The sequence below is a fragment of the Streptomyces sp. NBC_00683 genome (assembly GCF_036226745.1).
In the GTDB taxonomy this organism is placed as follows: Bacteria; Actinomycetota; Actinomycetes; order Streptomycetales; family Streptomycetaceae; genus Streptomyces.
This window is the reverse complement of the sequence record NZ_CP109013.1, coordinates 7,104,787-7,129,918: the sequence shown is the minus strand read 5'-3', so window position 1 is coordinate 7,129,918 and position 25,132 is coordinate 7,104,787. Positions and strand designations below refer to the sequence as shown.

Genomic DNA, 25,132 nt, shown 5'->3' with positions numbered 1-25,132 from the left:
TGACTGCGGCGGGCTCTAGAGCCCCGCCGCCGTACGCAGCGCGTCCACCCGGTCGGTGCGCTCCCAGGTGAAGTCGGGCAGCTCACGGCCGAAGTGGCCGTACGCGGCGGTCTGGGCGTAGATCGGGCGGAGCAGGTCGAGGTCGCGGATGATCGCGGCCGGGCGGAGGTCGAAGACCTCTCCGATCGCGTGCTCGATCTTCTCCGTCTCGACGGTGGCGGTGCCGAACGTCTCGACGAACAGGCCCACCGGCTCGGCCTTGCCGATCGCGTACGCGACCTGGACCTCGCAGCGGGCCGCGAGACCGGCCGCGACGACGTTCTTGGCGACCCAGCGCATGGCGTACGCCGCCGAGCGGTCGACCTTCGACGGGTCCTTGCCGGAGAAGGCACCGCCGCCGTGGCGGGCCATGCCGCCGTAGGTGTCGATGATGATCTTGCGGCCGGTCAGACCGGCGTCACCCATCGGACCGCCGATCTCGAAGCGGCCGGTCGGGTTCACCAGGAGCCGGTAGCCCTCGGTGTCCAGCTTGATGCCGTCCTCGATGAGCTGCGCCAGGACGTGCTCGACGACGAACTCACGGATGTCGGGCGCGAGCAGCGAGTCCAGGTCGATGTCCGACGCGTGCTGCGAGGAGACGACGACCGTGTCGAGGCGGACGGCCTTGTCACCGTCGTACTCGATGGTGACCTGGGTCTTGCCGTCGGGACGCAGGTACGGGATGGTCCCGTTCTTGCGGACCTCGGACAGCCGGCGGGAGAGCCGGTGCGCCAGGTGGATCGGGAGCGGCATCAGCTCGGGCGTCTCGTCGCAGGCGTAGCCGAACATGAGGCCCTGGTCGCCGGCGCCCTGCTTGTCGAGCTCGTCCTCGTCGCCCTCGACGCGCTTCTCGTACGCCGTGTCGACACCCTGCGCGATGTCCGGGGACTGCGCGCCGATGGACACCGACACGCCGCAGGAGGCTCCGTCGAAGCCCTTCTTGGAGGAGTCGTAGCCGATCTCCAGCACCTTGTTGCGCACGAGGTTGGGGATGTCGGCGTAGGCCTTGGTCGTGACCTCACCCGCGACATGCACCAGACCAGTGGTGATCAAGGTCTCGACGGCGACACGCGAGGAAGGGTCCTCGCGCAGGAGCGCATCGAGAATCGTGTCGCTGATCTGGTCAGCGATCTTGTCGGGGTGGCCCTCGGTAACGGACTCCGAGGTGAAGAGACGGCGGGACACATCGCTCCCTGGGGTTGCAGCGGCTGCTGGCTGATCATTGATGGACCACCGGGAGCTGCGCCCGGCACGTTCCGTCGACCAGTTTATCGGTCGCTTCCGGTGAATGGGCCACGCGTCTCGCCCCTTGGGAGCTCTGTGACCTGCGGCACTGTTGACGGCAGTACGACAATCACTCCTTCCGGGTGTGAGAAATGACCGAAAATCTTGAGCTTCCATCCCGCCGGAGCGGCAACTACGCAATCTAGCCGAAGCGTGCCGCCACCAGGTCCCAGACCGTGTCGGCGAGTGCTTCTTTCGGCCCGTACGGCACAGCGGTCTCGCCCCCGTCGGCCGCGAGCACCACCGCTTCGTTCTCCTCGGACCCGAAGGTCTTGCGCTCCCCCACCTCGTTGACGACGAGCAGGTCGCAGCCCTTGCGGCGCAGCTTCTCGCGGCCGTTGGCGAGGACGTTGTCGGTCTCCGCGGCGAATCCGACGACGACCTGGCCGGGGCGGGCGCGGTCCGCGGAGACCTCGGCGAGGATGTCGGGATTGCGGACGAGGACGAGGGGCGCCGGCTCCTGGCCGTCCTTCTTCTTGATCTTGCCCGCGGCGTAGTCCGCGGGACGGAAGTCGGCGACCGCCGCGGCCATCACCACCACATCGGCGTCGGCCGCCGCCTTCAGCACGGCCTCGCGCAGTTGCAGGGCGGTTCCGGCGCGCAGGACGTCGGCACCCGCGGGGTCGGGCAGTCCGGTGTTCGCCTCGATCAGCGTCACCCGGGCGCCGCGGGCGACAGCGGTGCGCGCCAGTGCGTAGCCCTGCTTGCCGGAGGAGCGGTTGCCCAGGTAGCGGACCGGATCGAGGGGCTCACGGGTGCCGCCGGCGCTGATGACCACGTGCCGGCCCGCGAGGTCGGGTTCGGCCGGGCCGCGGGTGAGGACCCTGCGGCAGACCTCGAAGATCTCCCCCGGGTCCGGCAGCCGGCCCTTGCCCGTGTCGACGCCGGTGAGGCGGCCGACGGCGGGCTCGATGACGACGGCGCCGCGGCGGCGCAGTGTGGCCACGTTCTCCTGGGTGGCCGGGTGCTCCCACATCTCGGTGTGCATGGCCGGTGCGAAGACGACCGGACAGCGGGCGGTGAGGAGCGTGTTGGTGAGGAGGTCGTCGGCGAGCCCGTGGGCGGCCTTGGCGAGCATGTCGGCGGTGGCGGGTGCGACCACGACGAGGTCGGCCGCCTGCCCGATCCGGACGTGCGGCACCTCGTGCACGCTGTCCCAGACCTCGGTCGACGCGGGGTTGCCGGAGAGGGCCGACCAGGTGGCGGCCCCGACGAAGTTCAGCGACGCCTCGGTCGGCACGACCCTGACGTCATGGCCGGACTCGGTCAGCCGGCGCAGCAGCTCGCACGCCTTGTAGGCGGCGATGCCACCGCTGACCCCCAGGACGACCTTCGGCTTGTCCACTGCGTCTCCCCGCACTCGTTTCTCCGCGCAACCGATGCGCACCCGGCTTCCTGCAGCCGGGGGACGTACGCACTCCATGCTGCCTCACCGCGTGGGACGGCCCCCGGCGGGCCCGGCCCCGGACACACCACAGGCCCGGCGGTGTGACCGCCGGGCCTGTGGTGAAGGTGCGTCTCCTGCTTACTGCGCGGGGCCCTCGATGGCCTCGGAGGTCAGCAGGCCCGCGTTGATCTCGCGGAGCGCGATCGAGAGCGGCTTCTCGTGCACGTGGGTGTCGACGAGCGGACCGACGTACTCGAGGAGGCCTTCACCGAGCTGCGAGTAGTACGCGTTGATCTGGCGCGCGCGCTTGGCCGCGTAGATCACAAGGCTGTACTTCGAGTCGGTGGCCTCGAGGAGCTCATCAATCGGCGGGTTGATGATGCCCTCGGGCGTGGTGATGGAAGAGGACACTCTCTGCCTTCCGAAGGGGATAGTGATCAAAGAGATCTTTGATCATGCTGGTTCCGCAGTGTGATGCTCTGCGTCAGCGGGGCCGACGAGGTCAGTCGTCGATGCCGCGGAGGCCGGAAGCCTGCAGCATCAACGTTAGCAGCTCACGTGCCACGTCCTCGACCGAGGTGTTGACAAGTGTCGTATCGAACTCCGCCTCGGCGGCCAGCTCGACCTTCGCCGCCATGAGCCGGCGCTCGATCACGTCGGGCGCCTCGGTCCCTCGGCCGGTGAGCCGGCGCACCAGCTCGTCCCAGCTCGGCGGGGCCAGGAAGACCAGCTGCGCGTCGGGCATCGACTGGCGGACCAGCCGGGCGCCCTGCAGATCGATCTCCAGCAGTACCGGCTCGCCCGCTTCCAGGCGCTCCAGCACGGCCCGGCGCGGGGTGCCGTAGCGGTTGCCCGCGAACTCCGCCCACTCCAGCAGCTCGCCGTTGGCGATCAGCTTGTCGAACTCCTCGGTGTCCACGAAGAAGTAGTGGACACCGTTGCGTTCGCCGGGGCGCGGCTTGCGGGTCGTGGCCGACACCGAGAGCCAGACCTCGGGGTGAACCTTGCGCATATGAGCGACGACCGTGCTCTTACCGACCCCGGAGGGGCCGGAGAGCACGGTCAGCCGCGGACGTACGTCCGGGGGTACGGGGGAGTTCCCCCGGGATGTTGCAGCCATGGAGCGATTATCCCGCTTCTCAGGAGTGCCTGAGAACGTCAGGCGGCGCTGCCGCCGAACTCACGCTCCAAAGATGCGATCTGGTTGGAGCCAAGACCCCGGACCCGGCGGCTCTCGGAGATGCCGAGCCGCTCCATGATCTGCTTGGCGCGGACCTTGCCCACGCCCGGCAGGGACTCCAGCAGGGCGGAGACCTTCATCTTGCCGATGACGTCGTTCTCCTGTCCCGACTTGATGACCTCGTGGAGGGAGGCGCCGGAATGCTTGAGTCGATTCTTGACCTCGGCCCGCTCCCGGCGAGCCGCGGCGGCCTTTTCGAGCGCGGCTGCGCGCTGTTCAGGGGTAAGGGGCGGAAGAGCCACGCCTACGTCACCTCGGATGTCGATCTGTCGGATACGGACCGGTGAGGAACGTGAAAGCCCCACAGCCGGTGAGCTACGAACAACCTGTGCTCGTTGGCTCTCGACGGAGACTAGCGGCCACGGCCGCCTGAGTCAGCGAGAACAGACGAAAAGTCCTGGTCAGCCTCAGCCGACCGGGACATTTCCGTCATAACAACCCGGATTTCTGCTCAGGATTCCGTCAACGCGCTGTTACGTGGCATGGTCAGCCATCCGAGACGGCTGCGCGGACCTCGTCCGCGAACCGACCGGCGGCTTCGCGCAGCCCTGACGCGTCCGGTCCGTGGCGCAGCACGCCCCGGCTCACGCTCGGCACCACATTGCCCACCGAGGCGCCGAACACACCGGGCAGATCCGCGGGAGTGGCGCCCTGGGCGCCGATGCCGGGAGCGAGCAGCGGACCGTTGATCGCCAGATTCACACCCGCGTCCCCGAGCGTGGCACCGACGACCGCCCCGACCGAGCCGAGCGGAACCGCGCCCTCGTTCTCGGCGGCCATGTGGTCGAGCATCAGCTGGGCCAGCGGCCTGCCGTCCGCGGCGGTGGCGCGCTGGACCTCGGCGCCCTCCGGGTTGGAGGTGAGGGCGAGGACGAAGACACCCGAGCCGGAGACCGCGGCCGCGTCGAGCGCCGGGCGCAGCGAGCCGAAGCCGAGGTACGGCGAGACGGTGACCGCGTCGGAGAACAGCGGCGAGTCCTTGTCGAGGTACGTGGCCGCGTAGGCGCCCATGGTGGAGCCGATGTCCCCGCGCTTGGCGTCCATGAGCACCAGGGCTCCGGCGGCGCGCGCCTCCTCGACGGCCTTCTCCAGGACCGCGATGCCGCGCGAGCCGAAGCGCTCGAAGAACGCCGACTGCGGCTTGAGCACGGCGACCCGGTCGGCCAGCGCCTCGACGACCGTACGGGTGAAGCGCTCCAGGCCCGCGATGTCGTCGTTCAGGCCCCAGGAGGTGAGGAGCGAGGCGTGCGGGTCGATGCCCACGCAGAGCGGCCCGCGGGTGTCCATGGCGCGGCGCAGGCGGGCGCCGAAGGGTTCGAGGGTCACTGCATGACCTTCCGTGTCGAGGCGCCGACGGCTTCGGCGAGGGTGGCGTACGGGGAGGCGGCCAGGCGTGCGGCCAGGCCCTTGTGGATCGAACGGGCGTAGAACGGGCCCTCGTAGATGAAGGCGCTGTAGCCCTGGACGAGCGTGGCACCGGCGAGGATGCGCTGCCAGGCGTCCTCGGCGTTCTCGACGCCCCCGACGCCGACGAGGGTGATCCGGGTCCCCACACGGGCGTACAGGCGGCTCAGGACCTCCAGGGAGCGCTCCTTGAGGGGTGCGCCGGAGAGTCCGCCGGTCTCCTTGACCAGCGACGCCGGGGACTTCAGTCCGAGACTGTCGCGGGCGATGGTGGTGTTGGTGGCGATGATGCCGTCCAGACCGAGCTCGACGGCGAGGTCCGCGACCGCGTCGACGTCGTCGTCGGCCAGGTCGGGAGCGATCTTGACGAGCAGCGGGACCCGGCGGTCCGTGACCGTGCGGTCGGCGGCCTCGCGCACCGCCGCGAGCAGCGGCCGGAGCGCCTCGGTGGCCTGGAGGTTGCGCAGGCCCGGGGTGTTGGGCGAGGAGACGTTGACGACGAGGTAGTCGGCGTGGGCGGCAAGCCGCTCGGTGGACTTGACGTAGTCCCCCACCGCCTCGGCCTCGGGGACCACCTTGGTCTTGCCGATGTTGACGCCGACCGTCGTACGGAAGACGGGCCTGCGGGCGGCCAGGCGTTCGGCGACGGCCGCGGAGCCCTCGTTGTTGAAGCCCATGCGGTTGATCAGCGCGCGGTCCGCGACGAGCCGGAAGAGGCGCTTCTTCGGGTTGCCCGACTGCGGCTCGCCGGTGACCGTGCCGATCTCGATGTGGTCGAACCCGAGCATCGACATCCCGTCGATCGCGATCGCGTTCTTGTCGAAGCCGGCGGCGAGCCCGAACGGGCCGTGCATCCTCAGCCCGAGGGCCTCGGTGCGCAGCTCCTCGTAGCGGGGGGCGAGCGCGGCGGCGACGAAGGTCCGCAGGCCGGGGACGCGGGCCGCGAGGCGGATCCAGCGGAAGGCCAGGTAGTGGGCCTGCTCCGGGTCCATGCGCTTGAAGACCAGCTGGAAGAAGAGTTTGTACATCACACAGTCCTCATGAAGAGGGGGACACCGTTTCCGGTGTCCCCCTGCTGGCGTCCTAGTCTCGGGCCGCGGTCAGATGTTCCGCGTGTTCCTGGAGGGAACGCACTCCGACGTCGCCGTGGTTGAGCGCGTCGATGCCCTGGACGGCGGCGGCGAGCGCCTGGACCGTGGTGAGGCACGGCACCGACCGGGCGACGGCCGCGGTGCGGATCTCGTAGCCGTCGAGCCTGCCGCCCGTTCCGTACGGCGTGTTGACGATGAGGTCGACCTGGCCGTCGTGGATCAGCTGGACGATGGTCTTCTCCCCGTTGGGGCCCTCGCCCTCGGACTGCTTGCGCACGACGGTGGCGTTGATCCCGTTGCGCTTGAGCACCTCGGCGGTGCCGGACGTGGCCATCAGCTCGAAGCCGTGGGCGACGAGCTCGCGGGCCGGGAAGATCATCGAGCGCTTGTCGCGGTTGGCGACGGAGATGAAGGCGCGGCCCTTGGTGGGCAGCGGGCCGTACGCACCGGCCTGCGACTTGGCGTACGCCGTGCCGAAGACCGAGTCGATGCCCATGACCTCACCGGTGGAGCGCATCTCCGGGCCGAGGACCGTGTCGACGCCGCGGCCGTGGATGTCGCGGAAGCGCGACCACGGCATGACGGCCTCCTTGACGGAGATCGGCGCGTCGAGGGGCAGGGTGCCGCCGTCGCCGTGCTTCGGCAGCAGCCCCTCCTCGCGCAGCTCCGCGACGGTCGCGCCCAGCGAGATACGGGCGGCGGCCTTCGCGAGCGGGACCGCGGTGGCCTTCGAGGTGAAGGGGACGGTCCGCGAGGCACGGGGGTTGGCCTCGAGGACGTAGAGGATGTCGCCGGAGAGCGCGAACTGGATGTTGATCAGGCCGCGTACGCCGACGCCCTTGGCGATGCCCTCGGTCGAGGCCCGCAGGCGCTTGATGTCGAAGCCGCCGAGCGTGATCGGGGGCAGTGCGCAGGCGGAGTCGCCGGAGTGGATGCCGGCCTCCTCGATGTGCTCCATGACGCCGCCGAGGTACAGCTCGGTGCCGTCGTAGAGCGCGTCGACGTCGATCTCGATCGCGTCGTCGAGGAAGCGGTCGACCAGGACCGGCCGGGTGGGGCTGATCTCGGTGGACTCGGCGATGTACGAGGAGAGGCGGGCCTCGTCGTACACGATCTCCATACCGCGGCCGCCGAGCACGTACGACGGGCGTACGAGGACGGGGTAGCCGATCTCGTCGGCGATGGCCTTGGCCTCGGAGAAGGTGGTCGCCGTGCCGTGCTTCGGGGCGGGCAGACCCGCCTCGGCCAGGACCCGGCCGAAGGCACCGCGGTCCTCGGCGGCGTGGATGGCCTCCGGGGAGGTGCCCACGACGGGCACGCCGTTGTCCTTGAGCGCCTGCGACAGACCGAGCGGGGTCTGGCCGCCGAGCTGGACGATGACACCGGCGATCGGGCCCGCGAGGGACTCGGCGTGCACGATCTCCAGGACGTCCTCGAGCGTGAGCGGCTCGAAGTACAGCCGGTCGGAGGTGTCGTAGTCCGTGGAGACGGTCTCCGGGTTGCAGTTGACCATCACGGTCTCGTAGCCCGCGTCGCTCAGCGCGAAGGAGGCGTGGACGCAGGAGTAGTCGAACTCGATGCCCTGGCCGATGCGGTTCGGACCGGATCCGAGGATGATCACCGCGGGCTTGGTGCGGGACGCGACCTCGCTCTCCTCGTCGTAGGAGGAGTAGAAGTACGGCGTGTTCGCGGCGAACTCCGCCGCGCAGGTGTCGACCGTCTTGTAGACCGGGCGGATACCGAGGGCGTGCCGCACCTCGCGCACGACGTCCTCGCGCAGACCGCGGATCTCGCCGATCTGGGAGTCGGAGAAGCCGTGCCGCTTCGCCTCGGCGAGCAGCTCGGTGTCGAGGCGCTCGGCGGCGGCCAGCTCGTCGGCGATCTCCTTGATCAGGAAGAGCTGGTCGACGAACCAGGGGTCGATCTTCGTGGCGTCGAAGACCTCTTCCTGCGTGGCGCCGGCGCGGATCGCCTGCATGACGGTGTTGATGCGGCCGTCCGTGGGGCGGACCGCCTCGGCGAGCAGTTCGGCCTTGTCGCCGGGCTCGCCCGTGAAGGCGAACTGCGAGCCCTTCTTCTCCAGGGAGCGCAGGGCCTTCTGCAGCGCCTCGGTGAAGTTGCGGCCGATCGCCATGGCCTCGCCCACCGACTTCATGGTGGTGGTGAGGGTGGAGTCTGCGGACGGGAACTTCTCGAAGGCGAAGCGCGGGGCCTTCACGACGACGTAGTCGAGGGTCGGCTCGAAGGAGGCCGGCGTCTTCTCGGTGATGTCGTTGGGGATCTCGTCGAGCGTGTAGCCGACGGCCAGCTTGGCGGCGATCTTGGCGATCGGGAAGCCGGTGGCCTTCGAGGCCAGCGCCGAGGAGCGGGAGACGCGCGGGTTCATCTCGATCACGATGACGCGGCCGTCGACCGGGTCGATGGCGAACTGGATGTTGCAGCCGCCGGTGTCGACACCGACCTCGCGGATGATCGCGATGCCGATGTCGCGCAGCCGCTGGTACTCGCGGTCGGTGAGGGTCATCGAGGGGGCGACGGTGATCGAGTCGCCGGTGTGGACGCCCATCGGGTCGAAGTTCTCGATGGAGCAGACGACCACGACGTTGTCGTTCTTGTCGCGCATCAGCTCCAGCTCGTACTCCTTCCAGCCCAGGATGGACTCCTCCAGGAGCACCTCGGTGGTCGGCGAGAGCGTGAGGCCCTGTCCGGCGATCCGGCGCAGCTCGTCCTCGTCGTGGGCGAAGCCGGAGCCGGCGCCGCCCATGGTGAAGGAGGGGCGGACGACGACGGGGTAGCCGCCGAGGGTGTCGACGCCCTCGATGATGTCGTCCATGGTGTGGCAGATGACGGAGCGGGCGGACTCGCCGTAACCGATCTTCGCCTTGACGGCTTCGACGACGCCCTTGAAGAGGTCGCGGTCCTCGCCCTTGTTGATGGCCTCGACGTTGGCGCCGATGAGCTCGACGCCGTACTTCTCCAGGACACCGTTCTCGTGCATGGAGATCGCGGTGTTGAGCGCGGTCTGGCCGCCCAGCGTCGGGAGGAGCGCGTCGGGGCGCTCCTTGGCGATGATCTTCTCGACGAACTCGGGGGTGATCGGCTCGACGTACGTGGCGTCGGCGATCTCCGGGTCGGTCATGATCGTCGCCGGGTTGGAGTTGACCAGGATGACGCGCAGGCCCTCGGCCTTGAGGACGCGGCAGGCCTGGGTGCCGGAGTAGTCGAATTCGGCGGCCTGCCCGATGACGATCGGGCCGGAGCCGATGACCAGGACGGACTGGATATCGGAGCGCTTAGGCACGCTGGCCCTCCATCAGGGAAACGAAGCGGTCGAAGAGGTACGCGGCGTCGTGCGGGCCGGCGGCTGCTTCGGGGTGGTACTGGACGCTGAAGGCGGGCCGGTCCAGGAGCTGGAGGCCTTCGACGACCTGGTCGTTCAGGCAGACGTGGGAGACCTCGGCGCGGCCGAACTCCGTGTCGGAGACCTTGTCGAGGGGGGCGTCGACGGCGAAGCCGTGGTTGTGCGCGGTGACCTCGACCTTGCCGGTCGTGCGGTCCTGCACGGGCTGGTTGATGCCGCGGTGGCCGTACTTCAGCTTGTACGTGCCGAAGCCGAGTGCGCGGCCCAGGATCTGGTTGCCGAAGCAGATGCCGAAGAGCGGGGTCTTCCGCTCCAGGACGCCCTGCATGACGGAGACCGGGTGGTCGGCGGTGGACGGGTCGCCGGGGCCGTTGGAGAAGAAGACTCCGTCGGGCTTCACCGCATACACCTCGTCGAGGGTGGCGGTGGCGGGCAGGACGTGCACCTCGATGCCGCGCTCGGCCATGCGGTGCGGGGTCATGCCCTTGATGCCGAGGTCGATCGCGGCGACGGTGAACTTCTTCGTGCCGATCGCGGGGACGACGTACGTCTCCTTGGTGGCGACCTCGGCGGAGAGGTCGGCGCCGCTCATCTCGGGCGCCTGGCGCACCTTGGCCAGCAGTATGCCCTCGTCCGCGATGGCGTTGCCGGAGAAGATGCCGACGCGCATCGCGCCGCGCTCGCGGAGGTGGCGGGTCAGCGCACGGGTGTCGATGCCGCTGATGCCGACGATGCCCTGGCTGACGAGCTCCTCGTCCAGCGAGCGCCGGGAGCGCCAGTTGGAGGGCTTGCGGGCGGGGTCGCGGACGACGTATCCGGCGACCCAGATCTGCTTCGACTCGGCGTCCTCGTCGTTCACACCGGTGTTGCCGATGTGCGGGGCGGTCATCACGACGACCTGGCGGTGGTACGAGGGATCGGTCAGCGTTTCCTGGTAACCGGTCATGCCGGTGGAGAACACCGCCTCGCCGAAGGTCTCCCCCACGGCCCCGTAGGCGCGGCCGCGGAAGGAGCGGCCGTCCTCCAGGACGAGTACGGCGGGAGCTTTGTCGGCTCCCCGGGTGGAGATCGTCATCGTGCGGTGCCTTCCGTAGTGCTGGTGAGGTGGTTGACGGCGTCGACCCAGGCCTGGTGCTCGGCCGCGCGGTCGGAGCGGAATCCGGAGTCGATCAGCTTGTCGCCGTGCGCCCAGGTGATGACCAGGAGGCCGCCCTCGGGGAGGACCTTGCCGGCGAGTGCCTTGTCCAGCCGGGCCTCGCGCAGTGCGGCGGCGGGGACGAAGAAGTCGGCCGCGCCGGGGCGTACGACGTCGAGGCCCTGCTCCGTGAGGGTGAGTTCCACCCGGCTGCGGGTGCCGAGGCCGTGGGCGACGATCCGGTCGAGCCACTGTCCCGCGGTCGTCGACGCGTGGTAGCGGCCGGTCAGCGTGAGCAGCTTCTCGCCGTCCGCGAATCCTTCGGGGGCCGTGGCGAGCTCGGGCAGATCGGACTGGAGGCTCCCGCGCCACTTCCACCCCTGGCGCATCAGCCAGTAGACGAAGGCGATGAAGACGACCAGTGCGAGGACCCAGCTGATGCGGGCGGACCAGTCGGTCACTTCCGCCGACTTCGGCTCGGCGGCCAGCTGGTACAGCTGATAACTGGGGTTGAGTGTTGTCACGCGAGCTTCCCGTCGACGACCGTGGCACGGCCCCGCAGGAAGGTGTGGGTCACTCGGCCCGGCAGCTCGCGACCCTCGTACGGAGTGTTGCGGCTGCGGGACGCGAAGCCCGCGGGGTCCACGGCTCCACGGTATGCCGGATCGACCAGGGTGAGGTTGGCGGGCTCACCCGCCGAGACGGGCCGGCCGTGTCCGTCGAGCCGGCCGATGGCCGCGGGACGGAACGACATGCGGTCGGCGACACCCGCCCAGTCGATGAGACCGGTGTCCACCATCGTCTGCTGGACCACGGACAGTGCGGTCTCCAGGCCCACCATGCCCATGGCGGCGGCGGCCCACTCGCAGTCCTTGTCCTCGTGCGGGTGCGGGGCGTGGTCGGTGGCGACGCAGTCGATCGTGCCGTCGGCGAGCGCCTCGCGCAGGGCCATCACGTCGGCCTCGGTGCGCAGCGGCGGGTTCACCTTGTAGACGGGGTCGTAGGTCCGTACGAGCTCGTCGGTGAGGAGCAGGTGGTGCGGGGTGACCTCGGCGGTGACGTTCCAGCCCTTGGACTTGGCCCAGCGGACGATCTCCACGGAGCCGGCGGTCGAGAGGTGACAGATGTGCACCCGGGAGTCGACGTGGGCCGCGAGCAGTACGTCGCGGGCGATGATCGACTCCTCGGCGACGGCGGGCCAGCCGCCGAGACCGAGCTCGGCCGAGACGATGCCCTCGTTCATCTGGGCGCCCTCGGTGAGGCGGGGCTCCTGGGCGTGCTGGGCGACGACACCGCCGAACGCCTTCACGTACTCCAGGGCGCGTCGCATGATCACCGCGTCGTCGACGCACTTGCCGTCGTCGGAGAAGACCTTCACTCCGGCGGCGGAGTCGTGCATGGCTCCGAGCTCGGCGAGCTGCTTGCCCTCCAGGCCGACGGTGACGGCGCCGATGGGCTGCACGTCGCAGTAGCCGGACTCCTTGCCGAGCCGCCAGACCTGCTCGACGACACCCGCGGTGTCGGCGACCGGGAAGGTGTTGGCCATGGCGTGAACTGCGGTGAAGCCGCCGACGGCCGCGGCCCGGGTGCCGGTGAGCACCGTCTCGGAGTCCTCGCGGCCGGGCTCGCGCAGGTGCGTGTGCAGGTCGACGAGGCCGGGCAGCAGGACCTGGCCCGCGGCCTCGATGACGGTGGCGTCGCCGGCGTCGAGCCCGGTGCCGACCGCGGAGATGGTCTCGCCGTCGATGAGGACGTCCTGGGGCTCGCCGCCGAGGACCTTCGCACCGCGGATAAGGATCTTGCTCATGGTTACTTGTTCTCCTCGGTACGGGTGTGAACGGCGGGAGCGGCGGGCTCGGAGCCGCCGAGCAGCAGGTAGAGCACGGCCATGCGGATCGACACGCCGTTGGCCACCTGTTCGACGACCGTGCAGCGGTCGGAGTCGGCGACGTCGGCGGTGATCTCCATGCCGCGGACCATCGGGCCGGGGTGCATGACGATGGCGTGCTCGGGCATGCGCGCCATGCGCAGGCCGTCCAGGCCGTAGCGGCGTGAGTACTCGCGCTCGGTCGGGAAGTACGCGGCGTTCATCCGTTCGCGCTGCACACGGAGCATCATCACCGCGTCGGACTTCGGCAGCACCTCGTCGAGGCTGTAGCTGACGTCGCAGGGCCACTGCTCGACACCGACCGGCACCAGGGTGGGCGGGGCCACCAGAGTGACGTGCGCGCCGAGTGTGGTCAGCAGGTGGACGTTGGACCGGGCCACCCGGCTGTGCAGGATGTCGCCGACGATCGTGATCCGGCGGCCTTCGAGGTCCCGGCCGAGCCCCGCGTCGGCACCGACCAGCCTGCGGCGCATCGTGAAGGCGTCCAGCAGTGCCTGGGTGGGGTGCTCGTGCGTGCCGTCGCCCGCGTTGACGACGGCACCGTCGATCCAGCCCGATGTCGCGAGGCGGTACGGAGCCCCCGAGGCGCCGTGCCGGATGACGACGGCGTCGGCACCCATCGCCTCCAGCGTCAGGGCGGTGTCCTTGAGGGACTCGCCCTTGGAGACGGACGAACCCTTCGCGGAGAAGTTGATGACGTCGGCGGACAGCCGCTTGGCGGCGGCCTCGAACGAGATCCGGGTGCGCGTCGAGTCCTCGAAGAAGAGGTTGACGACGGTTCGGCCGCGCAGGGTGGGGAGCTTCTTGATCGGCCGGTCCGCGACCCGGGCCATTTCCTCGGCGGTGTCGAGGATCAGGACGGCGTCGTCGCGGGTGAGGTCTGCGGCCGAGATGAGGTGACGCTTCATCTGGGGTTCTCCGTGGATGGTGGAGGGATCAGGCATGCGGGCGTGCGGAAGCTGCCGTACGGCCACTGGAGCGGCGTACGGGGCGCGGAGCTACTGCTCGCCCGCCGGGACGGTCTGCTTGACGCCGAGCAGCACGGCGTCGCGGCCGTCCTCCTCGGCGAGCTGGACCTTGACCGTCTCCCGCAGCGACGTGGGGAGGTTCTTGCCGACGTAGTCGGCACGGATCGGGAGTTCGCGGTGGCCGCGGTCGACGAGGACCGCGAGCTGCACGGCGCGGGGGCGGCCGATGTCGCCGAGCGCGTCGAGTGCGGCGCGGATCGTGCGGCCGGAGAAGAGCACGTCGTCGACCAGGACGACGAGCCTGCCCTCGATGCCCTCACCGGGGATCTCGGTGCGGGCCAGGGCGCGCGCGGGGCGCATCCTCAGGTCGTCGCGGTACATCGTGATGTCGAGCGATCCGACCGGCGTCTTCCGGCCGGTGATCTCTTCGAGTTTCCCGGCGAGCCGGGAGGCGAGGTAGACCCCCCGCGTCGGGATGCCGAGGAGCACCACGTCGTCGGCGCCCTTGGCGCGTTCGACGATCTCGTGGGCGATTCGGGTCAGTACCCGGGCGATGTCGGGAGCCTCGAGAACGGGGCGTGCCGCATTGCCGTGGTCGTCATGCTGTGCGTCCATAAGAAACGGACCTCCTTCTCCGCCTCACTGGACGGACGTTAAAGGACGTCGAAATTGCGTCATCCACGTTACCAGGGCTTGTGCGAGCCCCGACCCCGCCCCCGGGAGGTGGCAGTCCGGACCTTTCAGCTTGACGCATCCAAGTAACGCTGCGTAACCTCACAGTGAGTTACCAGCCACGCGGCGGAGCCGCAGAATGTTCCAGCGTCCGGGGAGCCTTATGTCCAGCGAATACGCAAAACAGCTCGGGGCCAAGCTCCGCGCCATCCGCACCCAGCAGGGCCTCTCCCTCCACGGCGTGGAGGAGAAGTCGCAGGGCCGCTGGAAGGCCGTGGTGGTCGGTTCGTACGAGCGCGGCGACCGCGCCGTGACCGTGCAGCGCCTTGCCGAGCTGGCGGATTTCTACGGCGTCCCCGTGCAGGAGCTCCTGCCCGGCACGACGCCCGGCGGGGCTGCCGAGCCGCCGCCGAAGCTCGTCCTCGACCTGGAGCGCCTCGCCCACGTCCCGCCGGAGAAGGCCGGTCCGCTGCAGCGTTACGCGGCGACGATCCAGAGCCAGCGCGGCGACTACAACGGCAAGGTGCTGTCGATCCGCCAGGACGACCTGCGCACCCTGGCCGTGATCTACGACCAGTCGCCGTCCGTGCTCACGGAGCAGCTGATCAGCTGGGGCGTGCTGGACGCCGACGCGCGCCGCGCCGTGGCCCACGACGAGGGCTGACAGGCCTCAGCAGAAACGTACCGCCGGGTAGGCGGGGGCCCTCGGGCACCCCGCCGGCCCGGCGTTTCCGTTTCCCGGGGCCTTTCCGCTTCGCGGTCCGTCTCCCTGGACGGGCAGGTGCCGGGTACGCCGAAGGGCCCACAGCTCACGCCATGGGCCCTTCGTTCGGCTGAACGCCGCCGGAGAGGCTACTGCTCCCGGCGAAGGTTCGGCTTGAGGTCCTTGAAACGGGCCAGCAGGCCGTTCACGAAGGACGGGGAGTCGTCCGTGGAGAACTCCTTGGCGAGCTGGACCGCCTCGTCGATCACCACGGCATCCGGGGTCGAGTCCATCCAGATCAGCTCGTACGCGCCGAGCCTGAGGATGCTCCGGTCGACGACCGGCATGCGGTCGATCTCCCAGTCCACGGCATAGGTGACGATGAGGTCGTCGATCCGGTCCGCGTACTGCGCGTACCCCTCGACGAGCTCCATGGTGAATTCGCCGACCGGCGGCTGTCGGTCGTCGGTCCGCGAGAGCCGAACCCAGTCCGCGAGGACCGTCTGCACGGACTCACCGCGCTGGTCGGCCTCGAAGAGGATCTGGAAGGCGCGCTTGCGGGCCTTGTTCCGGGCAGCCACGGTTAGCTGTTCACCCGGCCGAGGTAGTCGCCCGTACGGGTGTCGACCTTGATCTTCTCGCCGGTGGTGATGAAGAGCGGCACGCCGATCTCGTAGCCCGTCTCCAGGGTGGCGGGCTTGCTGCCACCGGTGGAGCGGTCGCCCTGGACGCCCGGGTCGGTGTGCTGGATCGTCAGCTCGACCGCGGCCGGCAGCTCGACGTAGAGCACCTCGCCCTCGTGCTGCGCGACCGAGGCGGTGAAGCCCTCGATCAGGAAGTTGGCGGCGTCGCCGACAGCCTTGCGGTCGACCATCAGCTGGTCGTACGTGTTCATGTCCATGAAGACGAAGTACTCGCCGTCCATGTACGAGAACTGCATGTCTCGGCGGTCAATGGTGGCCGTTTCGACCTTCACGCCGGCGTTGAACGTCTTGTCGACGACCTTGCCGGAGAGCACGTTCTTGAGCTTGGTACGCACGAAAGCCGGGCCCTTGCCGGGCTTGACGTGCTGGAACTCGACGACGGACCAGAGCTGGCCTCCGTCGAGCTTGAGCACCAGGCCGTTCTTGAGGTCGTTCGTGGAAGCCACGGTTGCGGAATCTCCTGGACTGAAGCTGGTGGACGACAAAGGATGCGCGCTAGAGCGCGAGCAGCTCCTTGGTCGTAATGGTGAGTAGCTCGGGTCCGCCGTCCGCCTCGGGGCGCACGACGAGCGTGTCATCGATCCGGACACCGCCCCGGCCCGGGAGGTGGACCCCCGGTTCGACGGTGACCGGCACACAAGCGTCCAGTTTACCCATGGCTGTCGGTGCCAGCTGCGGGTCCTCGTCGATTTCGAGCCCGACCCCGTGCCCGGTCCAGGCCTGGAGGCCCTCCGTGTGACCCGCCGAGTCCAGCAGATGACGGGCCGCGTGGTCCACGTCGCGGTAGGCGGCACCGGGCACCAAAGCCTCCCGTCCGGCCCGCTGAGCGGCGAAAACAAGGTCGTACAGCTCGATCTGCCATGCGGCGGGAGCGGTCCCGATGACGAACGTCCGCCCGATCTCGCACCGGTAGCCGCGATAGTTCGCGCCCAGGCAGACGGAGAGAAAATCGCCTTCCTCCACCCTCCGGTCCGAGGGCCGGTGACGTCCCTGGCCCGAATTGGGGCCGGTGCCGACGGAAGTGGAGAAGGCGGGGCCGTCCGCTCCGTGGTCCACCAGGCGGCGCTCCAGCTCCAGGGCCAGGTGCCGCTCGGTACGGCCCACCAGAATGGATTCGAGGAGCTCTCCGAGGGCCTGATCGGTGATCTCGGCGGCGATCCGCAGACAGGCGATCTCCTCCTCGTCCTTGACGACCCGCAGCTGCTCCACGGTGAAGCCGAGGTCGGCCAGGCGGAGGCGGGGGGCGACCGAGCCCATGGCACGGTGCCGGGAGACGGTGAGGTCGTGCTCCTCCACTGCGAGGGAGTCCGCGTCGAGGGAGAGGGCCAGATCCGCGGCGGCGACGACGGGGTCCCCGTCGGGCGCGGGCAGCACCGTCAGCCGCAGCTGTTCGTCGGGGCGCCCGTGGGCGGGATCGCCCGTCGGGGCACGGGGGCAGAGCAGGACGTCCTGGCCGGGGCCGAGCAGCAGCACGGCGCCGGGCGGGGCCCCGCCCGCGAGATAGCGGACGTTGGCGGGGCGGGAGACCAGGGCCGCAGCGGATCCGGCGGCGGCGTACCGGTCGCGGAGCAGCCCGCGTCGGACGGCGTACACCTCTGACATGTTCCGAGCCTACGAGCGCGGGCGGCGGGCCGCCCGGTCAGCGCATCCGACCGGGGGCGCCGCACCCGCGGCTACCAGGTCGGCGGGCTGGCTATGGAGCGGGCCAGCACGTCGTCCAGGACCCTCGCTGTGGTCTCGACGTCGTACGTGGAGTTGTCGATGATCGGCAGGCCGGAGCCGTACCAGCCGGCCATCCGGCCGTGGATCCGGGCGACCTCCTCGTCGGAGAGGCGGCGGTTGCCGCTGCGTGCCGCGTTGCGCTCCAGGACGACCTCCAGGCCGGGCAGGAGGACGACGGGCAGCAGGCCGGGGCCGACATGGCGCTTCCAGCCTCCCAGGCCGACGACGGGCCGGTCGGGGAAGACCGCGTCGTCGAGGATGCAGGAGATGCCGTTGGCCAGGAAATTACGGGCGGCGAAGCCGCAGGTGCGGCGCGCCAGCCGGTACTGCGCCTCGGAGTGGTCGTTCCACCCGGCCTGCGGGTCGGCGAAGCCCGAGCAGACCCATTCGCGGACGTCGTCGAGGGAGACGTGCGCGGTCGGGACGCGGCGGCGGCCCGCCCAGAGCTTGGCGACCGTGGTCTTGCCGGCTCCTGCCGGGCCGATCAGCAGCACGGCCAGGGTCGCGGCGCCGGTGCCCGCCTCGGCGGGCGGCGCGGGCAGCGGAACGGGCCCGCCCGGCGGGAGCTGGATGTGCCCGGTGGTCTCCCGCGAGGGAGGGGACGGGGCGTGCTGGGGTGCGGGGCCGGTCCAGCCCTGCCCCTGGGGGGCGGGAGGTATCGGCGGCGGTCCCGGCGGACCGGGGTGGCCGGGGTGCTGGGCCTCCTGCGTCCACAGCCCGTTTCCGGGGCCGTGGGGCGGCGGCAGCGGGGCCCCCACTGCGTGCTGCATCCGGTGCCACTCCGTCTCGTGCAGGCAACTGGCGCTGGTCGACGGCAACCGTACCTTCCTGGGCCGCCACCGAGTGAACGGCCCAGGGAGGCACGAAGTGCCCGTTGACGGTCCGTCAGTCCGTCAGGCCGTCAGCTCGTCGGCCAGGGCACGCAGGGCGAGGCGGTAGGAGCCGATACCGAATCCGGCCACGGTGCCGGTGGCCACCGGGGCGACCACCGAGGTGTGGCGGAATTCCTCACGCGCGTACGGATTCGAGATGTGCACCTCGATCAGCGGAGCGGTGCGCTGGGCGGCCGCGTCGCGCATGCCGTACGAGTAGTGGGTGAACGCGCCCGGGTTGAGAACGACCGGAATCGATCCGTCGGCTGCCTCGTGGAGCCAGCGGATCAGCTCGCCCTCGTCGTTGGTCTCGCGGACGTCGACGTCGAAGCCGAGCTCCTTGCCGACGGTGCGGCACGTGTCGACGAGACCCGCGTACGACGTCGCCCCGTACACGTCGGGCTCGCGGGAGCCGAGCCGTCCGAGGTTCGGGCCGTTGAGCACGAGGACCCTGCGGGTGGTCATGCGGAGACCTCCCCGTAGGCGGCGAGGAGGACCGCCGGGTCGGGTCCCTCGAGCACGGTGGGCTTCCCGATGCCGTCCAGGACGATGAAGCGCAGCAGGTCGCCGCGCGACTTCTTGTCGACCTTCATGTTCTCCAGGAGCTTGGGCCACTGGTCGCCGCGGTAGGTGAGCGGCAGTCCGACGGACTCCAGGACGGCGCGGTGCCGGTCGGCGGTGGCGTCGTCGAGGCGTCCGGCGAGCCGGCCCAGTTCGGCGGCGAAGACCATGCCGATCGAGACGGCGGCGCCGTGGCGCCACTTGTAGCGCTCGTTCTTCTCGATGGCGTGGGCCAGGGTGTGCCCGTAGTTGAGGATCTCCCGGAGTCCGGACTCCTTGAGGTCGCTGGAGACGACCTCGGCCTTCACCCGGATGGAACGCTCGATCAGCTCGGCGGTGTGCGGTCCCGCGGGCGTACGGGCGCCCTGCGGGTCGGCCTCGACGAGGTCGAGGATCACCGGGTCGGCGATGAAGCCGGCCTTGATGATCTCGGCCATGCCGGAGACGTAGTCGTTGACCGGCAGCGAGTCGAGCGCGGCGAGGTCGCAGAGCACTCCGGCGGGCGGGTGGAAGGCGCCGACGAGGTTCTTGCCCTCGGCGGTGTTGATGCCCGTCTTGCCGCCGACGGCCGCGTCGACCATGGCGAGCACCGTCGTCGGCACGGCGATCCAGCGGACCCCGCGCAGCCAGGTGGCGGCGACGAAGCCCGCCACGTCGGTGGTGGCGCCGCCGCCGACACCGACGATGACGTCGGTGCGGGTGAAGCCGGTCTGGCCGAGCGCCTTCCAGCAGTAGGCCGCGACCTCGACGGTCTTGGCCTCCTCGGCGTTCGGCAGCTGGATCGCGATGGCCTCGTAGCCCTGGTCGGCCAGGTCCTGGCGGACCGCCTCACCGGTCTCGGCGAGCGCTTCGGGGTGCAGGACGGCAACCCTCCTGGCGCGGTCGCCGATGAGGTTCGCCAGCTCACCGAGGAGCTGGCGGCCGACGAGCACCTCGTACGGGTCGGTGCCCGCCGTGCCGGCGATCTGGATGCGCGTGGTGCCCTGCTCGGTCATACGTGTGTTCTCCTGGCCGGACAGCGGGGACTCGCCCGTGCGCTCCGGCAGTTCCAGTGCGTCGAGGACCGCCTGGGCGACCTCTTCGGGGGTGCGTTCGTCGGTGGCGACGACGGAGCGGGCCACCTCTTCGTAGAGGTGGCGCCTGGCCTCCATCAGCTCGCGCCACTGCCGTCGCGGGTTGACGGCGAGCAGGGGCCGGGCGGTGTTCAGCCCGACCCGCTTGACCGCCTCGTCCACGTCCATCGACAGGTAGACGACGGCGTGGCCCGCGAGCAGCTCACGCGTCTTCTCGTCGAGTACCGTTCCGCCGCCGAGGGAGAGGACGCCCGGGTGCTGGGCCATGGCGTCCTGCACCGCCTGCCGTTCCAGCGCCCGGAAGTGCTCCTCGCCCTCGTCGAAGAAGATCTCGGAGATCGCCTTGCCCGCCGTGGCCACGACATCCGCGTCGGTGTCCCGGTAGGTGGTGCCGAGGCGCTCGGCGAGCAGCTCGCCCACGGTGGACTTGCCGACCCCCATGGGGCCGACGAGGACGATCAGCGGGCCGCTCACCGGATCTGCAGGTGGGAGAGGTACGACTGCACGTTGCGGTGGGTCTCCGCGACGCTGTCGCCGCCGAACTTCTCCGCGACCGCGTCGGCCAGGACCAGCGCGACCATCGCCTCGGCGACGATCCCGGCGGCCGGGACGGCACAGACGTCGGAGCGCTGGTGGTGCGCCTTGGCCGCCTCACCGGTGACCACGTCGATGGTGGCGAGCGCGCGGGGCACGGTGGCGATCGGCTTCATCGCGGCGCGGACCCGCAGCAGCTCACCCGTGGTCAGGCCGCCCTCGGTGCCGCCGGAACGGCCGGAGGTGCGCCTGATCCCGTCCGCGGTGGCCACGATCTCGTCGTGCGCCTTGGAGCCCGGCACCCGGGCCAGGTCGAAGCCGTCGCCGACCTCGACGCCCTTGATGGCCTGGATGCCCATCAGCGCGGCGGCGAGCCGGGCGTCGAGCCGGCGGTCCCAGTGCACGTGCGAGCCGAGACCGACGGGCACGCCGTACGCGAGCACCTCGACGACTCCGCCGAGGGTGTCGCCGTCCTTGTGGGCCTGGTCGATCTCCGCGACCATCGCCTTCGACGCGTCGGCGTCCAGGCAGCGCACGGGGTCGGCGTCGAGCCGCTCGACGTCGGAGGGCTTGGGGTAGACGCCGTAGGGCGCCTTGGCCGCGGCCAGCTCGACGACGTGGGAGACGATCTCGATGCCCGCGGTCTCCTTGAGGTAGGAGCGGGCGACGGCGCCGAGGGCGACACGTGCCGCGGTCTCCCGGGCGCTGGCGCGCTCCAGGATCGGCCGGGCCTCGTCGAAGCCGTACTTCTGCATCCCGGCGAGGTCGGCGTGACCGGGCCGGGGCCGGGTCAGCGGGGCGTTACGGGCCTGTTCGGCCAGTACGTCGGGGTCGACCGGGTCGGCCGACATGACCTGCTCCCACTTGGGCCACTCGGTGTTGCCCACCATCACGGCAACGGGCGAACCCATGGTCAGACCGTGCCGGACGCCGCCGAGGAAGGTGACCTCGTCCTTCTCGAACTTCATACGAGCGCCGCGCCCGTAACCGAGCCGTCGCCGGGCGAGCGCGTCCGCCACCATCTCCGTGGTGACCGGGATGCCGGCGGGAAGACCCTCCAGCGTCGCCACCAGTGCGGGGCCGTGCGACTCTCCTGCGGTCAGCCAGCGCAACCTGCTCAACGGTGCTCCTCATGCTCGCGCCTGAAAACTGCAACGGCGCGACCGGGTGCGCGGCCCTGGCCCGCCACCCCGATCCTCCCACGCCCGGGGACGCGAACCACCCGCCGGTCCAGCAGACGGACCGTTACGGCGCTCGGCGCGGCCCCGCGAAACGGGACGAGGCGGGCCGCAATGTGCACTTCGCCCGCCCGTGCTCCGCGCGGCGTCAGTGCTCGCGAGCCGCCAGGGCCTCTTCGCCCGCCACCCGCATCGCGGCCAGCGGACCGGGGCCTCGCCCGGTCATCTGCTCCACCTGGAGGACTGCCTGATGGACGAGAAGATCGAGACCCGCGACCACGGTCCCTTCCGCTGCTGACCAGCGAGCGGCGAGCGCGGTCGGCCACGGCTCGTAGAGCACGTCGAACAGAGTGCCCGGGGCATCCGGTACCGCACCGGCCAGAGCGTCCGTGGTGCCGGCCGGGGTCGTGGCGATCACCAGCGGGGCCCGCAGCGCCTCCCCCGCCGATGTCCAGTCCGCGACCCGGACATCGACGCCGAGGCGGTCGCCCCAGCCGCGCATCTCGTCGCCGCGTTCCCTGCTGCGGACGTAGACGGTGACCGGTCCGGTGCAGATCGCGGCGAGTGCGGCGACGGCCGAGGACGCGGTCGCTCCGGCGCCGAGGACGGCGGCGGACTCCACCTTCTCGACTCCGCGTTCGTGCAGGGCCGCGATCATTCCGGGGATGTCGGTGTTGTCGCCGACCCGGCGGCCGTCCTCGGTGAACACGACGGTGTTGACCGCCTCGACCGAGGCGGCCGTCTCACTGATCCCGTCGAGCAGCGGGATGATCGCCCGCTTGAGCGGCATGGTCAGGGAGAGTCCCGCCCAGGAGGCGTCCAGGCCCTCGACGAACCCGGGGAGTGCGGCCTCGTCCACGTCGAACCGGTCGTACGACCAGTCGTCGAGGCCGAGCTCCGCGTACGCGGCCCGGTGCAGTGCCGGGGAGAGCGAATGGGCGATCGGCGAGCCGAGGACGGCCGCGCGTCTGGGGGTACTCACTCGTCGGCCTTCTGGTCCTCGTACTTCTGACGGTTCCGCTCGTGCTCCTCGTTCGTCACCGCGAACACCGTCTTGTCCTCGCTGATCGACACGAAGTAGTACCAGGGGCCGGGGGCAGGGTTGGCCGCCGAGTTCAGCGCTTCGGCCCCGGGGTTGTTGATCGGCCCCGCCGGCAGCCCCTTGACGTGGTACGTGTTGTACGGATCGTCGAGCTTGCGCAGGTCATCGACCGCACCGATGTCCAGCGTGCTCTCCTTCTTGACGTAATTGACCGTCGAGTCGAAGTCGAGCAGACCGTATGTCTCGGTGTTGTCGGGCTTGAGACGGTTGTAGACAACCCTCGAGACCTTGTCGAAGTCCTCTTTGTGCTTGCCTTCGGCCTGGACGAGGCTCGCGACCGTGATCAGCTGCCAGGGACCTTCGAGACCGAGTTTTTCCGCAGTGGCCTGGAGGTCGGCCTTGCCGTACTCCTTGTTCGCCCGCGCGACCATCTTCTTGAGGACGTCCTCGGGCTTCGCCCCCTTGCTGACGGGATAGGCGGCGGGGTAGAGGAAGCCCTCCAGGGGATCCTTGATATCCGGATCGTCCGGCGCCCAGTCGGGCAGGTCGAAGCTTTCGCCCTGGGTCTCGGCAACCTTCGCGGTGGTACCCGCCTTGACGCCGATCCGATCGTCGATCTTGGCGTAGATCTCCCGATTGGTCCGGCCCTCGGCGATGATCAATGCATTCTTGCTCGTCGGGGACAGCATCAGCTTCACGGCATTGTCCGCGGACATCTCCTTTTTCAGGAGATAAACGCCTGCCTGGATGGATTTCCCCTTGGGATTACCGTTCTGAGCAGAAATGAAGGCGTCGGCCGACTTCACGACGCCCGCCTTCTTCAGAATGTTCGCGATCTCATTCCCGAGTGCACCCTCCGGGATCTCGACCTCGACCTCGCCCGAACCGCCGCCCGCGAAATCGGGCGCCTCGCCGAACTGGCTCTTGTAGTAGGAGTAGCCGAAGTAGGAGACCCCTCCGAGGCCGCCCACGAGGACCAGCGAGACGACGAGGCAGGCGCAGCCGCTGCGGCTCTTCTTCTTGCCCTTGCCCCGGCGGGGTTCGCGCGAGTCGTCGTCGTAGCCGTCGTCGTCCCGGGAGCCGCGGGGCTTCCGGGAATCGCGTCCCTCGGCCGGCTCGTCCGCACCCGTGAAGAAAGGATGCGTCTCCTCCTGGGGCTCATCCGGATCCCAGTCCGGGTTCTGCCGCTCAGGCTGCTGCTGCGGCTGCTGCTCGGGGGCCTGCTCGCGGCGGCCCGGGGGCTGCGGCGGGGGGTATGCCTCGGCGGTGCCGTAGTAGTCGGCCTGCTCGCCGTAGCCGCCCGGGGCATTGCCGTACGGCGGCTGGGGCTGGGGCTCGTACGGCATCGCGGCGTGCTGGCCCGTGTCCCAGCCACCGTTGTACGGGGGCTGCTGGGGCTGCTGGGGCTGCTGGGGCTGCTGGGCGTACGGGTCCTGCGGATAGCCCTGCTGAGGGTGCTGCTGGGCATACGGGTCCTGCTGGTGCGCGTACGGGGCCTGCTGCTGGGTATACGGGTCCTGCGGGTAGCCCTGCTGAGGCTGCTGCTGGGCGTACGGGTCCTGCGCATAGGGCTGCTGCTGGCTGTCGTACTGGCCCTGGCCGTGGGCAGCCTGCCGGCCGCCTTCCCACCCCTGGTCCCCGTACAAGGGGTCCTCGGGGTGCCACGGTTCGGAGCCGGGGCCCCGGCCATACTCAGTCATCGATCCCCTAGAGCCGCGAGACGCGTTCCGTCTCTTCGCTTCGCTGTGCGGTGTTTGTTCGAACACCGACGCATCGCGCGGAACGTTACCGTATCGCGATCAGACAACCACTTCGACGCCCTCGCCGGGAGCTCGGCCCGAAGCCCGTTCGGACTCCAGAGCGTTCTGGAGGATCACCACAGCGGCAGCCTGGTCGATGACAGACCGGCCCTTCTTGGACTTCACGCCCGAAGCGCGGAGTCCCTGAGTGGCCGTCACTGTGGTCATCCTCTCGTCCACCAATCGCACCGGAATGGGTGCGACCGAGCGGGCGAACACCTGGGCGAAGGCCCGGACCTTCGCCGCCGCGGGACCTTCGCCGCCGCCCAGCGAGCGGGGCAGACCGACGATGACCTCGATCGGCTCGTACTCCTCGACGATCTGGCCGAGCCGCCGGTGGGCGGCCGGGACATCACGTCCCGGAACGGTCTCCACCGGCGTGGCGAGGATCCCGTCGGGGTCGCACGAGGCGACCCCGATACGGGCGTCACCGACGTCGATGGCGAGTCGACGTCCACGGCGCATCTGCGTCATC

General features: G+C 70.0%; 24 protein-coding genes. 1 reads left to right on the top strand and 23 read right to left on the bottom strand.

The features are described from left to right. Window positions 1-15 precede the first annotated feature (15 nt). From metK to pyrR, 13 genes are all read right to left on the bottom strand, one after another. On the bottom strand, window positions 16-1,224 hold the full coding sequence (metK, locus tag OG257_RS31830; protein ID WP_329212958.1) for a methionine adenosyltransferase: 1,209 nt from the start codon (window positions 1,222-1,224) through the stop codon (window positions 16-18). A gap of 241 nt (window positions 1,225-1,465) precedes the next feature. Next, a complete protein-coding gene (gene coaBC / locus OG257_RS31825) occupies window positions 1,466-2,668 on the bottom strand; it encodes a bifunctional phosphopantothenoylcysteine decarboxylase/phosphopantothenate--cysteine ligase CoaBC (RefSeq protein WP_329212956.1) in 1,203 nt (400 codons plus the stop codon). Window positions 2,669-2,848: 180 nt separating this feature from the next. Then, window positions 2,849-3,121 carry a DNA-directed RNA polymerase subunit omega gene (gene rpoZ / locus OG257_RS31820; protein ID WP_003970369.1) on the bottom strand — a complete coding sequence of 91 codons (273 nt, stop codon included), beginning with the start codon at window positions 3,119-3,121 and terminating at the stop codon, window positions 2,849-2,851. Window positions 3,122-3,212: 91 nt separating this feature from the next. Then, complete coding sequence (gmk, locus tag OG257_RS31815; protein ID WP_329212954.1) at window positions 3,213-3,830, bottom strand: guanylate kinase; 618 nt, start codon at window positions 3,828-3,830, stop codon at window positions 3,213-3,215. 38 nt (window positions 3,831-3,868) lie between these two features. Continuing rightward, complete coding sequence (locus OG257_RS31810) at window positions 3,869-4,192, bottom strand: integration host factor (protein ID WP_018524251.1); 324 nt, start codon at window positions 4,190-4,192, stop codon at window positions 3,869-3,871. 244 nt (window positions 4,193-4,436) lie between these two features. Continuing rightward, complete coding sequence (gene pyrF, locus OG257_RS31805; RefSeq protein WP_329212952.1) at window positions 4,437-5,276, bottom strand: orotidine-5'-phosphate decarboxylase; 840 nt, start codon at window positions 5,274-5,276, stop codon at window positions 4,437-4,439. Then, window positions 5,273-6,382: a quinone-dependent dihydroorotate dehydrogenase gene (locus OG257_RS31800; protein WP_329212950.1), complete on the bottom strand. Its 1,110-nt coding sequence runs from the start codon at window positions 6,380-6,382 to the stop codon at window positions 5,273-5,275. Before OG257_RS31800 ends, pyrF begins: the two co-directional genes overlap by 4 nt. Window positions 6,383-6,437: 55 nt before the next feature. Continuing rightward, a complete protein-coding gene (carB, locus tag OG257_RS31795; RefSeq protein ID WP_329212948.1) occupies window positions 6,438-9,746 on the bottom strand; it encodes a carbamoyl-phosphate synthase large subunit in 3,309 nt (1,102 codons plus the stop codon). After that, window positions 9,739-10,881, bottom strand: coding sequence for a glutamine-hydrolyzing carbamoyl-phosphate synthase small subunit (carA, locus tag OG257_RS31790; RefSeq protein WP_329212946.1), 1,143 nt, complete (start codon window positions 10,879-10,881; stop codon window positions 9,739-9,741). Before carA ends, carB begins: the two co-directional genes overlap by 8 nt. Beyond that, a complete protein-coding gene (locus tag OG257_RS31785) occupies window positions 10,878-11,465 on the bottom strand; it encodes a PH-like domain-containing protein (RefSeq protein ID WP_329212944.1) in 588 nt (195 codons plus the stop codon). Before OG257_RS31785 ends, carA begins: the two co-directional genes overlap by 4 nt. After that, entirely contained in the window at window positions 11,462-12,748 is a 1,287-nt protein-coding gene (locus tag OG257_RS31780; protein WP_329212942.1) for a dihydroorotase, read from the bottom strand. Before OG257_RS31780 ends, OG257_RS31785 begins: the two co-directional genes overlap by 4 nt. A 2-nt stretch (window positions 12,749-12,750) precedes the next feature. Then, a complete protein-coding gene (locus OG257_RS31775; protein ID WP_329212940.1) occupies window positions 12,751-13,737 on the bottom strand; it encodes an aspartate carbamoyltransferase catalytic subunit in 987 nt (328 codons plus the stop codon). Between the two features lie 90 nt (window positions 13,738-13,827). Next, window positions 13,828-14,412, bottom strand: coding sequence for a bifunctional pyr operon transcriptional regulator/uracil phosphoribosyltransferase PyrR (gene pyrR / locus OG257_RS31770; RefSeq protein WP_329212938.1), 585 nt, complete (start codon window positions 14,410-14,412; stop codon window positions 13,828-13,830). Window positions 14,413-14,632: 220 nt separating this feature from the next. Between pyrR and bldD the strand changes: the two genes are divergently transcribed. Then, entirely contained in the window at window positions 14,633-15,133 is a 501-nt protein-coding gene (gene bldD / locus OG257_RS31765; RefSeq protein ID WP_014157378.1) for a transcriptional regulator BldD, read from the top strand. Between the two features lie 188 nt (window positions 15,134-15,321). Here bldD and nusB read toward each other — a convergent pair whose 3' ends face one another. The 10 genes from nusB to ruvX all read right to left on the bottom strand — a co-directional run bounded on the left by nusB (window position 15,322) and on the right by ruvX (window position 25,131). Next, window positions 15,322-15,753, bottom strand: a complete 432-nt coding sequence (gene nusB / locus OG257_RS31760) for a transcription antitermination factor NusB (RefSeq protein ID WP_056787023.1) — start codon at window positions 15,751-15,753, stop codon at window positions 15,322-15,324. A 2-nt stretch (window positions 15,754-15,755) separates the two neighbouring features. Beyond that, a complete protein-coding gene (efp, locus tag OG257_RS31755; RefSeq protein ID WP_031097761.1) occupies window positions 15,756-16,322 on the bottom strand; it encodes an elongation factor P in 567 nt (188 codons plus the stop codon). Window positions 16,323-16,371: 49 nt separating this feature from the next. Next, a complete protein-coding gene (locus OG257_RS31750) occupies window positions 16,372-17,478 on the bottom strand; it encodes a M24 family metallopeptidase (RefSeq protein ID WP_329212935.1) in 1,107 nt (368 codons plus the stop codon). A 71-nt stretch (window positions 17,479-17,549) separates the two neighbouring features. Further along, a complete protein-coding gene (locus OG257_RS31745) occupies window positions 17,550-18,368 on the bottom strand; it encodes a Pro-rich N-terminal domain-containing protein (RefSeq protein ID WP_329212934.1) in 819 nt (272 codons plus the stop codon). 123 nt (window positions 18,369-18,491) lie between these two features. Further along, entirely contained in the window at window positions 18,492-18,935 is a 444-nt protein-coding gene (aroQ, locus tag OG257_RS31740; RefSeq protein ID WP_329212932.1) for a type II 3-dehydroquinate dehydratase, read from the bottom strand. Then, on the bottom strand, window positions 18,932-20,578 hold the full coding sequence (gene aroB, locus OG257_RS31735) for a 3-dehydroquinate synthase (RefSeq protein ID WP_329212931.1): 1,647 nt from the start codon (window positions 20,576-20,578) through the stop codon (window positions 18,932-18,934). The genes aroQ and aroB overlap by 4 nt, the downstream gene beginning before the upstream one ends. Further along, the gene (gene aroC, locus OG257_RS31730) at window positions 20,575-21,759 is read right to left on the bottom strand and encodes a chorismate synthase (protein ID WP_329212930.1); all 1,185 of its coding nucleotides are present in this window, start codon (window positions 21,757-21,759) and stop codon (window positions 20,575-20,577) included. The genes aroB and aroC overlap by 4 nt, the downstream gene beginning before the upstream one ends. Before the next feature lie 205 nt (window positions 21,760-21,964). Continuing rightward, complete coding sequence (locus OG257_RS31725) at window positions 21,965-22,798, bottom strand: shikimate dehydrogenase (RefSeq protein ID WP_329212929.1); 834 nt, start codon at window positions 22,796-22,798, stop codon at window positions 21,965-21,967. Then, the gene (mltG, locus tag OG257_RS31720; protein ID WP_329212928.1) at window positions 22,795-24,558 is read right to left on the bottom strand and encodes an endolytic transglycosylase MltG; all 1,764 of its coding nucleotides are present in this window, start codon (window positions 24,556-24,558) and stop codon (window positions 22,795-22,797) included. The genes OG257_RS31725 and mltG overlap by 4 nt, the downstream gene beginning before the upstream one ends. 99 nt (window positions 24,559-24,657) lie before the next feature. Further along, window positions 24,658-25,131, bottom strand: a complete 474-nt coding sequence (gene ruvX, locus OG257_RS31715) for a Holliday junction resolvase RuvX (RefSeq protein WP_329212927.1) — start codon at window positions 25,129-25,131, stop codon at window positions 24,658-24,660. Window position 25,132: the final 1 nt, after the last annotated feature.